The 15,024-nt window shown below is 41.2% G+C and carries 12 protein-coding genes; 11 read left to right on the forward strand and 1 reads right to left on the reverse strand.

Annotated elements, in window-relative coordinates; all coding sequences use genetic code 11:
- The first annotated feature begins 113 nt into the window (after positions 1 to 113).
- On the forward strand, positions 114 to 665 hold the full coding sequence (locus tag QNH36_RS01970; RefSeq protein ID WP_283905361.1) for a bifunctional transcriptional activator/DNA repair enzyme AdaA: 552 nt from the start codon (positions 114 to 116) through the stop codon (positions 663 to 665).
- Between the two features lie 45 nt (positions 666 to 710).
- A complete protein-coding gene (locus QNH36_RS01975) occupies positions 711 to 1,184 on the forward strand; it encodes a DUF1203 domain-containing protein (RefSeq protein ID WP_283904547.1) in 474 nt (157 codons plus the stop codon).
- Between the two features lie 442 nt (positions 1,185 to 1,626).
- Here the strand turns inward: QNH36_RS01975 and QNH36_RS01980 are convergent, their stop codons facing one another.
- Positions 1,627 to 2,574, reverse strand: coding sequence for a metallophosphoesterase (locus tag QNH36_RS01980; protein WP_251544526.1), 948 nt, complete (start codon positions 2,572 to 2,574; stop codon positions 1,627 to 1,629).
- Between the two features lie 394 nt (positions 2,575 to 2,968).
- Here QNH36_RS01980 and QNH36_RS01985 point away from each other — a divergent pair, with 394 nt between their 5' ends.
- The 9 genes from QNH36_RS01985 to QNH36_RS02025 all read left to right on the forward strand — a co-directional run bounded on the left by QNH36_RS01985 (position 2,969) and on the right by QNH36_RS02025 (position 14,998).
- Entirely contained in the window at positions 2,969 to 4,075 is a 1,107-nt protein-coding gene (locus QNH36_RS01985) for a glycerophosphodiester phosphodiesterase (protein WP_251544527.1), read from the forward strand.
- A gap of 457 nt (positions 4,076 to 4,532) precedes the next feature.
- Positions 4,533 to 5,150, forward strand: a complete 618-nt coding sequence (locus QNH36_RS01990; RefSeq protein ID WP_144480350.1) for an HAD family hydrolase — start codon at positions 4,533 to 4,535, stop codon at positions 5,148 to 5,150.
- A gap of 30 nt (positions 5,151 to 5,180) precedes the next feature.
- Entirely contained in the window at positions 5,181 to 5,840 is a 660-nt protein-coding gene (locus tag QNH36_RS01995; protein ID WP_144480348.1) for a DUF429 domain-containing protein, read from the forward strand.
- 156 nt (positions 5,841 to 5,996) lie between these two features.
- The gene (locus QNH36_RS02000; protein ID WP_251544528.1) at positions 5,997 to 6,758 is read left to right on the forward strand and encodes a Nif3-like dinuclear metal center hexameric protein; all 762 of its coding nucleotides are present in this window, start codon (positions 5,997 to 5,999) and stop codon (positions 6,756 to 6,758) included.
- Positions 6,759 to 7,058: 300 nt separating this feature from the next.
- Positions 7,059 to 7,616, forward strand: a complete 558-nt coding sequence (locus QNH36_RS02005; protein ID WP_144480344.1) for an RNA polymerase sigma factor — start codon at positions 7,059 to 7,061, stop codon at positions 7,614 to 7,616.
- Positions 7,582 to 9,027, forward strand: coding sequence for a DUF4367 domain-containing protein (locus QNH36_RS02010; RefSeq protein WP_251544529.1), 1,446 nt, complete (start codon positions 7,582 to 7,584; stop codon positions 9,025 to 9,027). The genes QNH36_RS02005 and QNH36_RS02010 overlap by 35 nt, the downstream gene beginning before the upstream one ends.
- Before the next feature lie 444 nt (positions 9,028 to 9,471).
- Complete coding sequence (locus tag QNH36_RS02015) at positions 9,472 to 12,141, forward strand: CsxC family protein (protein WP_283904548.1); 2,670 nt, start codon at positions 9,472 to 9,474, stop codon at positions 12,139 to 12,141.
- 143 nt (positions 12,142 to 12,284) lie between these two features.
- Positions 12,285 to 14,015 (forward strand): glycosyltransferase family 4 protein, encoded by a 1,731-nt coding sequence (locus tag QNH36_RS02020; protein ID WP_283904549.1) that lies wholly within the window; start codon positions 12,285 to 12,287, stop codon positions 14,013 to 14,015.
- Positions 14,016 to 14,110: 95 nt separating this feature from the next.
- Complete coding sequence (locus QNH36_RS02025; protein ID WP_144480338.1) at positions 14,111 to 14,998, forward strand: GT-D fold domain-containing protein; 888 nt, start codon at positions 14,111 to 14,113, stop codon at positions 14,996 to 14,998.
- Positions 14,999 to 15,024: the final 26 nt, after the last annotated feature.

Genomic DNA, 15,024 nt, shown 5'->3' on the forward strand with positions numbered 1-15,024 from the left:
CGAATTAAGAACAGCCATGCTCGAGAGAGAATATGTTGGTGAAAAACAGGAAGAAATTTTTGAACATGTAGATATATAATTACAATAGATGTGAGATAGAGAGGTGAAGGTCTATTACAAGCGAAGAAAAATGGAAAGCAGTTAGTACCTGTAATCATTCATATGATGGATTGTTTTATTATGCAGTCATAACAACTGGAATCTTTTGCAGACCATCCTGTAGGGCCAAGACACCTTTGAAAAAGAACATTATTTTCTTTGATTATATAGAGGATGCACTGAAAGATGGATTTAGGCCATGCAAAATGTGCAGGCCTGATCTTAATGGAACAACGTATGAACCTAATAAAGAATTAATAGAAAGGGCAAAAGAAATAATTATTAGCAGTTATAACGAGCCTCTTAATCGTAAAAAAATAGCCGAGAAGCTTGGTGTAAGCAATAATCATCTAGCTAGATTATTTAAACATTATTATGGTATGACCATATCTGAATATATTATTGAGATAAGAATGGAAGAAGCAACCAGGCTCTTGACACATACAGACATAGAAATTACTGAAGTTGCACTTAAAACAGGGGTTAAAAGCATGTCTAACTTTTACAAAATTTTTAAAGAAAGAACTGGTTTAACCCCAAAAGAATATAGATTGAAGAGTCTATAAGATAATTATTTCAAGAGATGCTTCTTAAAACTAGGGAGGGATAATATGAGAAATAACTTTCAAATCGTTGCGTTACAAGAGAAGGAATTTAATAACCTATTTTTGTTGAATGAAGAAGCATTAAAAAGTATCGGGGCAGTCAAAATGATCGCAAATAAAAAGCCTGGATATCCCTGCAGGGTAAGTTTGAAGGATGCAGAGGTAGGAGAAGAGGTAATCTTACTGAATTACCAATATCATTCTGTTAATTCGCCTTATAAAGCAAGTGGGCCTATATTTATACGAAAGGGTGCAACTACCGCTAAGCTGGATGTAAATGAAATTCCGGATATGTTACATCATAGGTATCTTTCCGTACGCGGCTACAATACTGACTCAATGATTGTAGAAGCAAGGGTTATAGAAGGGGTAAATTTGAGAGAAAATATAGATGGAATTTTTGATAATAAAGAAGTAGAATATATTCACATTCTTAATGTTAAACCAGGCTGCTATAACTGCCTTGTTAATAGGGTGTAATAAAGTTGGAAATGCAAATATCTATTATCCTATAAGCATTATTATACCTTGCCATATGAGAACAGGTAAATAAGAGCTTAGAAGGCAATGTAGGAGGTGCAAAAAGACGACAGGTGGGAGTGGAGATGACCTGGAGTTGAGGGGGGATTTTGACAAAACGAGATAGTAACTTACCAGCATCCTGTGTTGTCATATACTCTTAGTGCACTGTGAAGCTGTGGTAGAAATTGTATTAGCATAAATAAGAGAGCCCTATCCATTTGGCGGATAGGGCTCTTTAAGAAGCGATACTTTACTAATTGGAATGATATTTCGCTTCCCGAATGAGACGTAAGACCATCTCTATTTCTTTAGCGCAGTGTTTTATGGAAAGGAAAGAACTGTTAATGCCCACTCAAGTAAAAAGAATCGGGAAGGTTGAATCATAAAAAGGTTTACTGTCTTATCGGATTGTTAGAGTGCGATCGGTTTCACGTCCAAAACCATCTACTTCCAGACGGTCTTTATAAACCTTTAATATGGAATATGCATTTGTATCAGCGGTTTCTACCATTCCCTTAAGGTTTAAATAATGAATTCCATTTTTATATTCATAATTTCCCGCATGGTTATGTCCATTAAAGAATGCAACAACATTGCCGGCTGCCTCGAGTTCTGCCATTACTGCTTCGGAATTCCACACATTATGCTCATTTTCAGGGTAAACAGGCATATGGGAGAAGACAACGACTTTTTCATGTGATTTCGCAGCCTTTTCAAGCACATCGTGAAGCCATTTTAGCTGTTCTTCGCTTACCCCGCCGTTCCAGGTTTGAGCGTTGATGGCATTCTTTTCTTTTAATTCGGTATACATTTTTTCAGCCTGCTGATATTTCTCAGATCCTGCTGAATTTGCGTAAAGGCTAAGGTCATTGGTGTCTAGTGCGATAAATCGCCAGTTCTTGTATTTGAAATCATAATATTGATTCGGCATGCCGAGGATATCAACGACTTGATCTGTTGTTACAGGAAAGTCATGATTGCCAAGAAGATGATATTTCGGACCCTCAATTGTGTTGAAGTATGGAAGAATGGTTGAAAAGCTGGATATATTGCGGTCAATCAAATCACCTGTTTGTACAGTGAAATCTACATCTTGCTCATTAAATGTTTGTGAAGCCTCCATTAACTTGTCGATCGAATTGCGGTAAAAGCGGGTTCCGTTATCGGTACAGTCACAGTACTGAATATCCGGTACAATACCAAATGTAAATTTTGGCTTTTCTTCCGTTTTTGCGAACGCTGAAGTTGTGGGGCTGACTGCAGCAAGGGAAATCGCAAGTGCAGAAGCGGTTACCAGGCCTTTTAGGTTTATTCCTAGTTTCTTCTTTGTTGTTTGTCCATTTAACATAAAAATTCCCCTTTCCTTTTCCTGCAAGAAGTATGTGTGATTCTTTCTAATAATAGACTATTTAAATTTTGAAAAAGCTATATTAACAATCTCTTTACCAAATTTTGATTTATTAAAGAAATCCAGTGAAAATCTTAAAAAAAAACCGTACTTTTATATCTTTACTTTTTTGCTGAGTAAAATGACAGATAGCTTTATAGGATTCTCGATAGTGCAAGAAGTCGAAGTAATCAGTGCTGGGAGATTTTATGTTCCTCTTTGATTGACCAAATACCTATGAGGATTTTACTGGTTTTTATTTACGGTTTATTATCATAATACTAGATGAAATTTTACAACTCCTATCTAAACTTATAATAGTTATTTATTTTACAAGATTAAGGGAGTTGAGAGAATGAAGAAAAAAAAGTTCATATTAGCAACATTGGCTGCTCTGATGGTGAGTACAGCTGCCAGCCAGGTATCAACACAGTCTGTTTCGGCGGCTGAGAACCCGACTTGGTCACATAACTCAAAGAGCTTTGGTCCAAAGGAGTTCGACCTGCAGGCCCACCGCGGAGGAATTGGACTAACTGTTGAGTCAACGATTGCCTCGTTTTCCAAAGCACTTGAAGTCGGTGTGAGTACCCTTGAGCTCGACGTGCAGATCACCGAGGATCATCAAGCTGTTGTCACGCACGACCGTAAGATATCAGGTGCCAAGTGCCAGGACACAGGACCGGCCTTCGAAGGAGATCCTGAATATCCTTACGTAGGAAAATACATAAAGGACCTTACCCTTGACCAGGTGCGTACATTGGACTGTGGCTCTCTTAAACTGCAGCAATTCCCGGGGCAGGAGCTGAGTCCTGGAGCAAAGATGCCCCTGCTTAGCGAGGTGTTTGATCTTGTCAAGTTCTACCACGCAAACAAAGTGTGGATGAACATCGAGACGAAAGTGGAGGCCGGGGCACCTGAGGAGACTGCTCCACGTGAAGAATTCGTACAGATTGTTGCCCGGGAGGTTCGCGAGGCAGGGATGATTAACCGGGTGTCAATTCAAAGCTTTGACTGGGGCGCACTTATGCGAATGCGTGAGGTTGAGCCTCGCCTGCCTATCGTCGCTTTGACTAACGGTCCGCAGTTCCTCCAGCCTGGACAGCCTGGTGCCTCTCCTTGGTTGGGTGGAATTGATATTGACGACTTTAGTGGCGACCTTGTTGCCGCTGCCCACTCATTCGGTGCAGATGCCATCTCCCCTGTACACGGTTTTCCGCAGAATGGCAAAGTCACAGATGAGAACTATGAACCCTATGTAACTAAGAGTATGGTGCAGGAAGCGCATAATTACGGTATGAAGGTTATACCGTGGACAGTAGACGACGAGCCGACGATGAATAAGCTTATCAATGACGGCGTTGACGGGATCATCACCGACTACCCGGACATGCTTCGTAAGGTCATGGAGCAGCATAGCATGGAACTGCCTAAGAACTACTTGGCTCCCAAGGACTTTGAGTAAAAATAAAATCTTAGCTAAACCCATTACTTAAAAGCGCCTGTGCTGAATATCTTAATTCAAGGCGATTTGAGCTCCTAGCTAGAAAGTTTTGAATCTATTTATCTTTTACTTTTAATCTCTTGTTACTCACGACGGGAAATGCTCCCGTCGTTTTTTGTATGCCAGGCAGGTTCATTAACTTGGCGGTAAGAGTCCGCTATGGGAGTTAGGATATACAAACCATTAGCTGAAGGCAAGGGTGCTATTTTGATGAAGGTGTAAACTCACCAAGCACCTTTTGTATTGGCATATACAATCAACTTACTGTGAAGCTGTTTCGAAATTAGAGAGTCTTATCCCTTGGAGGATAAGGCTCTTTTAGCAGTATGTTTTATTTCCATCTTTTGGTGTGATATATTGGTATGAGTCTTTGGAAGCCCTTGAAGGAGAGGGTTAACATAAATGGGAGTGATCTGAATTGGATAGCATTATTTTTGATCTGGATGGAACTATTTGGGATCCAATAGATACGGTCCTTAGTGCCTGGAACAGCGTTATAAGAAAAAGTAATCACTTAAATAGTGAATTAACCCGGAAAGACTTTGAAGGTACGATGGGTTTACAGATGAATGAAATAACCAGGAAGTTCTTCCCTACCCTTAATGATAATGAGCGTCAAGAAATAATAAAAGATTGTTGCGAAGTAGAACATTCTGTCATAGAAAAAAGCGGAGGGGTTCTTTTTGACAATGTAGAGAATGTCTTAAAAGAGCTTTCTCGAAAATACAAACTATTCATCGTCAGTAACTGCCAGGATGGTTACATAGAAGCGTTTTATAAGTATCATAGGCTTGATCAGTATTTTTTGGACTTTGAAAACCCAGGCAGAACTGGTTTGTCAAAAGGTGAAAATATTAAATTAATTATTGAGAGAAACAACTTATCAAATCCAGTTTATGTGGGCGACACTCAAGGTGATTTAGATGCAGCCAGATTTGCTAACATTCCCTTTATATATGCTGAATACGGATTTGGCCAAGTAAGTGAATATGATATGAAAGTTAAAAGCTTTGAAGAACTTTTAAGATTATGCTAGCAGTTGTAATGACGAAAGTGAGGGTTTTGTATGAGAGTAATCGGAATTGACTTATCAGGTCCAAGAAATCATAAGGATACAGTCCTCACTATTTTTAACCAAAAGGGAAACCACCTGCAATTGGTTAAGTGGGCAAATAATATGAGTGATCAGGACATATTGAACGAGATTTTTGAGCAAAGTCAATTAGATGAGGTAACAATCGGAATTGATGCACCATTATCCTATGAAGACGGTGGCGGAGATAGAAAAAGTGACCGGGAACTAAGAAAGTTTATTGTGAATTTAGGGATGAGATCAGGGTCCATCATGCCGCCAACCTTTAATAGAATGGTGTATTTAACTTTAAGAGGAATAAAGCTTAGTAGAGAAATAGAGAATTTAAATACTGCGAATCCCATTTCTTTAGTAGAAGTCCATCCAGGGGCCGTAATTGGATCAAGACTGTCCAAACAAAATATTGAATTTGTGTTGGCTTACAAACAAGAACAATCAGCTAGAAGTTATATCCGAAATTGGCTTATGGAGCAGGGACTTGCTCAATTACCTATTGAAATCGAAAGAGAAAGCCATTCCATCGATGCATGTGCAGCTGCGTTAGGTGCATGGCATTGGAAGGATCCTGCCCATAATCCAAAATGGATTTACCGGGCTTCTCCTCCGCTGCATCCTTATGACTATTGCTGTTAAATTCAGCGTAGTTGGCTGTATGTATTGGAAATACGCCAGGTTTGTTAGTTGGTATTTCTTATTCATCAGTTGCTTCAACTTATCCATCTTAGATTACAACCAAGGTATTAATAAAAAATGAAGAAAAAATATGATGGAATTGAGGAGGAAAAGTAAATGGATGCTGCAAATGTTGCTGAAAGAATTAATGCCCTGTTCAATATAACAAATAATGAAATTTATTCAATGGAATCCGGGCTTACATACCATGCAGATAAAAAAGTTGAAAAGGTAGGCTACTGTGTGAACCTCACCCTTGAAACCATAGAGGAAGCAAGACTTCATGGTGTTGATATGATGGTGACACACCACGATGCCTGGGATGAAATATATGGATTAAAAGTGGCATGCATCGAAAAACTAGCGGAATATGGTATCAGTCACTACTATAATCACTTGCCGCTTGATGACTGTAAATTTGGAACAAATGATAGTTTATTAGAAAAATTGAATTTAGAAATTGTTAAAAGAACCCACGAATGGGAAGGGTTATTCTTTGGCAGAGTCGCAGAGTACGCAGAAGAAATCGAATTAAATGATTTAGTGGAAAATATAGAGAATCTGCTTGAAGAGCCAGTTAAATACTGGCGCTTTAATGACAATAAGGTAAAGCGAGTAGGCTTAGTCTGTGGTAACGGAGCGCCAACAGCTTGTCTTAAAGAAGCAGTTGAAAATAAGTGCGATGTCTACATTACAGGTGAGTGTAACTTGTATACGATTCAATATGCTCAGTTTAAAGGGATCAATCTTATCATTGGAAGTCATACTTTTACAGAACTTTTTGGAATTGAAAGCCTGGCCATGAAATTGATTGAAAACGTAAAAGGGCTTGAAGCAGTTAGACTTAATGAAGAGCATTATGAAGCGAATATAAAATAAAACAAAAGCCATCCCCGACCTATATCCAAAGGGAGCCTAAAGTGATTTGTCATCGTATATACGTGCACATATACCATCTACCTTCATTGTAAGCGGTGGCGAAAATAGTCTGGAATAATAGAAGAGCCTTATCCTTTGGTGGGATAAGGCTCTTTCAGCAGCAAGAAATTCCGCTATTTGATCTGATACTTCTGCCCCTGGGTTGGAGGGAAGAACCAATGTTTTTTTCTTTTCTTATTTTAGAGTGTCACAAAAGCTTAGGTGCATTCGTTATAAAGAGTGAAAGGAGGGAGCAGTAACATGAATGATCCCAATAAGGATTATGAAAAGATGGAAGAGTTATACGACCTCTATGAACAGAAAATTTATTATTTGGCATATTCGGTTTTGAATAATATTCAGCAGGCGGAAGACACCGTTCAAGAAACGTTTATTACTCTCTATCAGCATATAGATAAAGTCCACTGTTTGAACAAGCTAGAGCTTAAACGTTACATATTGAGAATTGCAAAAAACAAGGCAATTGATAGCTATAGGAAAAACAAACGGCTTGGAATAATCTTGGATGAATATCAAAAAGAGACGACAGAAGCAGCAAATGAGAATATTAAAGATTGGGAACAGGGTGTAATCTCTGAAGCCCAAATTGATACGTTGTTAACAACTTTAAAGAATCCTTACAAACTTGTTTTTAAATACAAAGTCTTCTATGACCTGAGTTATCATGAAATTTCCGAGTTAATAGGAATCACTGAAGCGAATGTCCGCAAGCAATTTGAACGGGCTCGAAAAAGTATACTGACTATTTTAGGAGGTAGACAGAGTGATGAATTCAAAAAACTTAAAAAGAATGGATGAAGTAGCTGAAAAAATTGCTATGGACGATTTTGAAAAACAACTGGAAGAACATCATGAATTTTCACATACATACCTGCGCAGGAAAAGGTTGTTTATGCAGGGAATCAAGATGAAAGGTGAACAGCCGCTGGCCAGGCGCAAAAGGAATCGTATTTTAATCACTGTAGCCTGCTTATTGATTGGCATTCCAACTACCGCATTTGGGGCAGTTAAAGTCTATGATATGATTGTGCAAAAACAAAATTATGAAGTAAATGTATCAGTAACAAATAATGCCTCAAAGAATAACAATTGGTACAAATTAAAACTCAATTATTTGCCGGAAAATATGGAGGCAATCGATGAGACTGCAATGAAATACTCTTTTAAAGATAACTATGCCAAAGGTGGGTTTTCATTCATCCTTTGGAGGTTGGGAGAAAAGTCAGATTTTCAAACTTTGTACTCAAACAACTACGAAGAAAAAGAGATCAATGGCAGGAAAATTTTGATTGTTAATAAGGACACTGGAAACGACAATTTAGCCTTTAACAGGCAGGTATTTCTCTTATTTAAGAAAGAGGGAATCATGTTAGAAAGTTATATAGGAAAAGATGTAAGCGAAGAACAGATGGTGAAGGTCATTGAGAATATTTCTCTTGAGACAACTTCAAAAGAATTGGCATCATATATAGCAGATTATGATAGTTCGCATTTAAACAAATTGGAGGATTCAACCGAACCTAGGGTAATTCCTTTGAAAAAGGACAGCAAGCAACTGTTTCGTGTAGGACAAAAGGTTCCGGTAACAATAGAACAGATAGTTACTGGTTCCACAAGCAAGAAAGACAGGATTGAATATGTTATAGAAAAAGTTGAAGTCTTTGATTCAATTAAGGATTTAAAACAAGGTAACTTTAATGAGGTAGGACTACAAGTTCTGAGTAAGAATAAGGCTATTGATGAAACTAAGACATTCTTGCCTTACAAGCGGGATGTTTATAAAGTTGGAGATGGTAAAGATTCAATTGACGAAATAATAGAGTCAAAATTAGTTAACCCTAAATTTGTTTACTTGACCACAACAGTGAAAAATACCGGTAAACAGGCAACCGAAGAAATCTACATGCACCCGTCTTTACGAATACTTCGATCTGAAAACAATGCATGGAACTATGATGGAAAAACTGGAATTAACGAAGAAAGTATTATGACGGGCGAAGTTGATTATTTGGAACCTCACGGAAGAGGAAAAAGCTTTTACAATATTGGCATTATCCAACCAGGCCAAACGAAGAAGATAAATTTAGGGTATTTTGTTGATGAGGATAAACTGGATTCAATCTTCCTTGATGCTTTCCATTATAGTGGAGTTGGCAGTACTGAAAATATGAATGCGAAAGATCGTTGGTGGATTGATCTTCGTCAATAGCAGCCGACACCATACAAACAAGAATGGCCATTCTAGAGCATGTAAACTTCATTTGCATTCCATGTATTGTCATATTATATCAGCACAGGTGAAATATGTAGCAAAACATTATACAAAAAAGGCAACTGACCCAGTGTGGGAGTTGCCTTTTTTACTTTTTAAAAAATTTATAAAACTGTAATGTGAATAAAGATATCATTTATATCCCAAGGAAAAAAGGAACGGGTTATTTTTTACGTTTTTTCATGTTATGTGAAATAACGATATTTCTAAATAAATTTATTTGAAGATTGTTTATAAAACTTTTCCTCCCTTAAAGATTCCAACTAAGGCATAAGTGGAATTTCCCCAACGCTTCCTGTTTTTGCATAAATAGTCCAATCCCCTATGAATAAATTCCCATAATATATTGTGTTCTCAATAAAAAATAAAGGAGTGAGATTATTGGGAGATAAAGAGAATCACAAGAAGGATTTTTCAGCAAATATCAACAGCTGCTCAAACAGAAACGTAGAACCAGACGTGAATTTTGATGCCAGGATAAGCAAGGTACCTGTAGTCTTAGCTGAGATTGAAGTTAGTACCTCGGTTACAGCTGATATTACCTTTCCGGAGGATGTCTTGGAAATCAAGGATATCAAAAAACGAGTAGTCCTTGTTCAATGTCGTCTTCTGGTGCCAACGAATCAGCTATTCATAAAAGGATATGTGGAAAAAAATATTAGATACGCTGCAGCACCAACGGGATGGAAGCGGAAGTCTATTGATTCAAATATCCGATCACTTACCGTGAAAGTTCCTTTTGAGTGTTCAACTCCAATTAGGGAGTTCATTACTCGTCCAGTAAACGTCCAATTCAACCAGCGCAGTGAATTTGATTTTTTGATTAAGAAACCATTACCGGAAGGGTTTCCTGAAAAAGATGAACTGCTAACGAGCGACCTTTCACAATTTCACCAAGATAGTACTCAGCACTATAATGAACTTCCATACTGTGACTTGGTGTCCAGCCGTATTATAGAATGGGATGAAGCTACAGACAGGGTAACGTTACAAGAGGGAGCAATATTCGAAGGAACCTTTAGGAACATCGTTGAAAAGATGATCGTCAGGTTTACAATCAAACTGCTTCAGAAACAACAAGTCCCAATTGGCGGAGGTGCGACGGGGCCAACCGGGCCAACGGGACCAACCGGACCAACAGGACCGACTGGAGAAACAGGTGCAACCGGAGCAACCGGACCGACGGGACCAACAGGACCAACAGGACCAACGGGACCAACGGGGCCAACGGGACCAACAGGACCAACAGGACCGACTGGGCCAACCGGGCCAACGGGACCAACAGGACCAACAGGACCGACCGGACCTACTGGACCAACAGGACCGACGGGACCAACAGGACCAACAGGACCAACGGGACCAACAGGGCCGACCGGACCAACAGGACCAACGGGGCCAACAGGACCGACCGGACCAACAGGACCGACGGGACCAACAGGACCAACGGGGCCAACGGGACCAACAGGACCAACAGGACCAACAGGACCAACAGGACCAACGGGACCAACGGGGCCAACGGGACCGACTGGACCGACTGGACCAACAGGACCAACGGGACCAACAGGACCAACGGGACCAACAGGACCAACAGGACCAACGGGACCAACGGGACCGACTGGGCCAACCGGGCCAACGGGACCAACAGGACCAACAGGACCAACAGGACCAACAGGACCAACAGGACCAACGGGACCAACAGGACCAACAGGACCGACGGGACCAACGGGGCCAACGGGACCAACAGGGCCAACCGGGCCGACAGGGCCAACAGGACCGACGGGACCGACAGGACCGACAGGACCAACAGGACCAACAGGACCAACAGGACCAACAGGACCAACAGGACCAACAGGGCCAACAGGGCCAACAGGGCCGACCGGACCAACAGGACCAACGGGGCCAACTGGACCGACCGGACCGACCGGACCAACAGGACCGACGGGACCAACAGGACCAACGGGACCAACAGGACCAACGGGGCCAACTGGACCAACAGGGCCAACCGGGCCGACAGGACCAACAGGACCAACAGGACCAACAGGGCCAACAGGACCGACGGGACCGACAGGACCGACAGGACCAACAGGACCAACAGGACCAACAGGACCAACAGGGCCAACAGGGCTGACGGGACCAACAGGGCCAACAGGGCAGACGGGACCAACAGGGCCGACCGGACCAACAGGACCAACGGGGCCAACTGGACCGACCGGACCAACAGGACCAACAGGGCCAACCGGGCCGACCGGACCAACAGGACCAACAGGGCCAACTGGACCGACGGGACCGACGGGACCGACAGGACCGACAGGACCAACAGGACCAACAGGACCAACAGGGCCAACAGGGCCGACGGGACCAACAGGGCCAACAGGGTCGACGGGACCAACAGGGCCGACCGGACCAACAGGACCAACGGGGCCAACTGGACCGACCGGACCGACAGGACCAACAGGGCCAACCGGGCCGACAGGACCAACAGGACCAACAGGGCCAACTGGACCGACGGGACCGACAGGAGTAACCGGACCAACGGGGCCAATGCCTGCAACTGAATGTGATTGCTGTGTTGAGCGAATGAAAGAATACCTGGAATCATTAGAAGGCGCCACGAACATTAGTATTGCAACGACGATACAAAGCGCCCAGGGTGGGTTCACTAATGCAACCATAAATAGGGTTGTTGGTGATTATGTGATTATCAATAATGGGGATGCAGCAATACCGATTTGTAAGATTGTCGGGCTAGGAGGAAGCGCTACTTCTGCATTATTAACAACACCACTACCATCATCTGAAGATGAAGAAGGTGGCTTCTGTGAGTGCTGTGAACAAGCAACACGGGAAATTCTGCAATTGATCAAGGATAGGCCAGCGACTGCAGACTTCTTAACCGAGGGTTCTGGCGACTTTGGTAACTTACAGAATTTCACCATTCTAGAAATTCAAGAAGGATTAGTGAAGATCCGAAGTGGAAATGATGTCAGGGTACTCTCAACTTGCCACATAGCAGCTCTGTCAGATATAAATCCAAACCTGATTGTCCCTTAACACCATAACGAGATGAGGCTGTCCTAAGAGTGAATCTCTTAGGAACAGCCTTTTTCATTCTTTTACAAATTCAACAATTGATTGGTTCTTAAATATATTGATACATAATGTATCAATATGAAACATTGTTAGAAGGTGAAGATATGATTCAAACGCTAAGAACAAACGAATTCAATAGACGTCTGGCACGTCTTCCGGATGCTGAAAAACAACTGCTGACGCGTATAAGAAGAAAAGAAGATGATCAACTGCATATTGTTTACGCTATGACCCATGTCGGTATTTCTGGCGGAGTCAAAGTCATATTTGAGCATGCAAACAGGCTGAAAAAAGCAGGTGCGAGGGTATCGCTGGTATCTCATTTTCAGAAGCCGTCCTGGTTTCCGATTGAAACAGAATATATCCAGGTTCCATTTGACCTTGACCTGGCAAAAGGGATTCCAAATTGCGATGTGATTGTCGCGACTTATTGGGATCATATTCAGGCGTGCATTGAAACGGGGATTGCACCTGTTGTTTATTTTGAACAGGGTGATTTTCATTTGTTTGATTATGACTCAATGAACGGTACTTTGAAGAATTTCATTCAGAGACAACTGGAAATTCCTCCTTTTATCTTTACTGTTTCCAATCAGGCATCAAAGCAGATTGTCAGTATTTATGGCAGGGAGGCAAAGGTTATTCCCAATGCGGTAAATGAAGATATTTTTACGATGAATGGAGGAAAAGAAAGGGGAGAAAGGCCTTATCTGCTAATGGTAGGCGCAGAGTCAGCCAAGTTCAAGGGAATCGCTGATATCATATCAGCTTATGAAAAAGTGAAAAGTGAATTTGATATAGATTTATATTGGATAACTCCTGAACAGCCTTCTGAAGCAATGAAGAAGAGGGTGGCCAAGGTTTTTGTCGGTCCCACTCAGCAAAAAATCAGCAGTTTATACAGAGGGGCTTCTTTGTATATTTGTGGGTCAACCTACGAAAGCTTTTCCCTTCCGTCTTTAGAGGCTATGGCCTGCGGGTGCCCTGTTGTTACGACTAATAATATTGGGGTACTTGAGTATGCAGTCGATCAGGAGAATGCTGTTATATGCCAAATGAAAGATCCTGTTGAAATGGCAGAGAAAATGGCCTGTGTATTATCAAGTGAAGAAATACAAAAAAGATTAACGGCCAATGGTCTCATAACAGTTGAAAAATATAAATGGAATACAATAATCGAGGAACTGTTGGATTTTTATAAAAAAGTGGCTGCGCATAAAGTAAAGGGGCAGAATCGGCTTTCCGACTGGGAAATAGCCGTAAAAGCAGAGTATTTTCTCGCAAAGGAAGATTTAGCGAAGCTGAAAAGTTTTTTGCGGGTTACCAGTGCCGATATTGTGAAAGCTCCTGTGGTTTACGCTGTTGAAAAAGCACCGGCAATAGCCAGGTGGGAAGTCGTTGCTTGTCGCAAACACGTGGATGAGGGAATAACGGAGCATTGCTTCACACCATTATTGCCGTTTAACAAGCTTCAGCTGTTTAATTTTCCTGGGTACAGGTCATTTTTAGTTAAAGAATATGAAAATGCCCTGGCTGAATTTCAATTTCTGTATGATCGGGAAGAAATTGAAAAGGAAAAAGCCGCAATAGGCCGCTGGGTCATTCTGAGTCTTTTGAGACTGCAAAGAAAACAGCAGGCAAAGAAGAGATTAATGGAGTATATCAAACAATTCCCTGATCATGCTGATTTTTATTGGCTGAAATCACAGCTTGATGAAAATGCGAAGGAAAAAGCCAGTTCAATTGAAACAGTTAAGCTTTTAGGTGATGCCACGTCACTTCCTGAATTTTTCTATCAAGTGAATCGTGAAAATTCAGCCGAAAAACCAACCTGAAACCCTGTTGGAAAAGTAAACAAACACTTCTTTCGTATATTTGAATATACCTAAAATGACTGAAAGAAATTTGAAGGTAAAAAGGAGTTTTTCAATTGACCTATTCATTTTCGCCGGAACAATGGGAAAAGTTGTTCAGGCTTGGCTATCCGGGTCCCTGGGATAAGGAGTCAATGGCCTCGGAGGCTATTTACAGAGGCGGAGAGGCAATTGTTAAAAGCAAACTATTAAAAAATCAATATCTTCCTTATAATCTTGAAGATATCATCGAGGAAGGCATGAAGGACCTTTCGAAGGATATAATCTGCCTGCAAACAGCAAGCGAAGTAGAAGTTCAGCTGTTAGAGGCTTTGCGAGAAAAGAAGGGGTTCAGTGTAATAAGGATTGGTGATGGCGAAATATTGGCTTTATCACATGATATCCTGGTTACATCAAAGGAAATTAATCAAAACAGAAGGCTTAAGGGTATGGGGGGATTTAAGGCCCCGAACCATGAGAAAAGAGATTTATTGGCTAAGAATCTGCTAGAGGCTGATATTGTTGGCATACCAGAAGCGAGATATCCTGTCTATCAGAGGATGTTTAATCAAGTCGCTAAGGAGTATAGTTTGCCATTGCAGTCTATGAAATTGGCCACTTCGCTGATCAATTATCAGCTCAATCAGGAAACTGCTTTTTATCATCATGTGTTAGAGAATTATCGAGTCCTGCTGATTGGAAACCGTTCGGCTGATGGAGAAGAATTTTTCATTAAAAAGGGATATAAATCCATTGCAGGCACTATAAAGGTTCCGGGATTTGATTCGATTGAAAAAGTGTTGGAAGAAGCCGATCGATATGAGTATGATATTGCCTTCGTTTCAGCAGGGGTAGCTGCCAACATCATCTGTGTGGAGATTGCCAAGAGGGATAAGGTGGCAATAGATTTTGGACATTTGCTCGATTGGTATTTATCAGGCCGGAGGGTGATCAGGACCGAATGAGGATGACGATTATCTCTTTTCTCAAT

The sequence above is a fragment of the Mesobacillus sp. AQ2 genome (assembly GCF_030122805.1).
Classification (GTDB): domain Bacteria; phylum Bacillota; class Bacilli; order Bacillales; family Cytobacillaceae; genus Mesobacillus; species Mesobacillus oceanisediminis_A.

Excerpts from the sequence above, each read along its gene's own strand:
- QNH36_RS01995 (WP_144480348.1), top strand. The coding sequence starts at position 5,181 with ATGAGAGTAATCGGAATTGACTTATCAGGTCCAAGAAATCATAAGGAT.
- QNH36_RS02005 (WP_144480344.1), top strand. The coding sequence starts at position 7,059 with ATGAATGATCCCAATAAGGATTATGAAAAGATGGAAGAGTTATACGAC.
- QNH36_RS02020 (WP_283904549.1), top strand. The coding sequence starts at position 12,285 with ATGATTCAAACGCTAAGAACAAACGAATTCAATAGACGTCTGGCACGT.
- QNH36_RS01975 (WP_283904547.1), top strand. The coding sequence starts at position 711 with ATGAGAAATAACTTTCAAATCGTTGCGTTACAAGAGAAGGAATTTAAT.
- QNH36_RS01985 (WP_251544527.1), top strand. The coding sequence starts at position 2,969 with ATGAAGAAAAAAAAGTTCATATTAGCAACATTGGCTGCTCTGATGGTG.
- QNH36_RS01980 (WP_251544526.1), bottom strand. The coding sequence starts at position 2,574 with ATGTTAAATGGACAAACAACAAAGAAGAAACTAGGAATAAACCTAAAA.
- QNH36_RS02000 (WP_251544528.1), top strand. The coding sequence starts at position 5,997 with ATGGATGCTGCAAATGTTGCTGAAAGAATTAATGCCCTGTTCAATATA.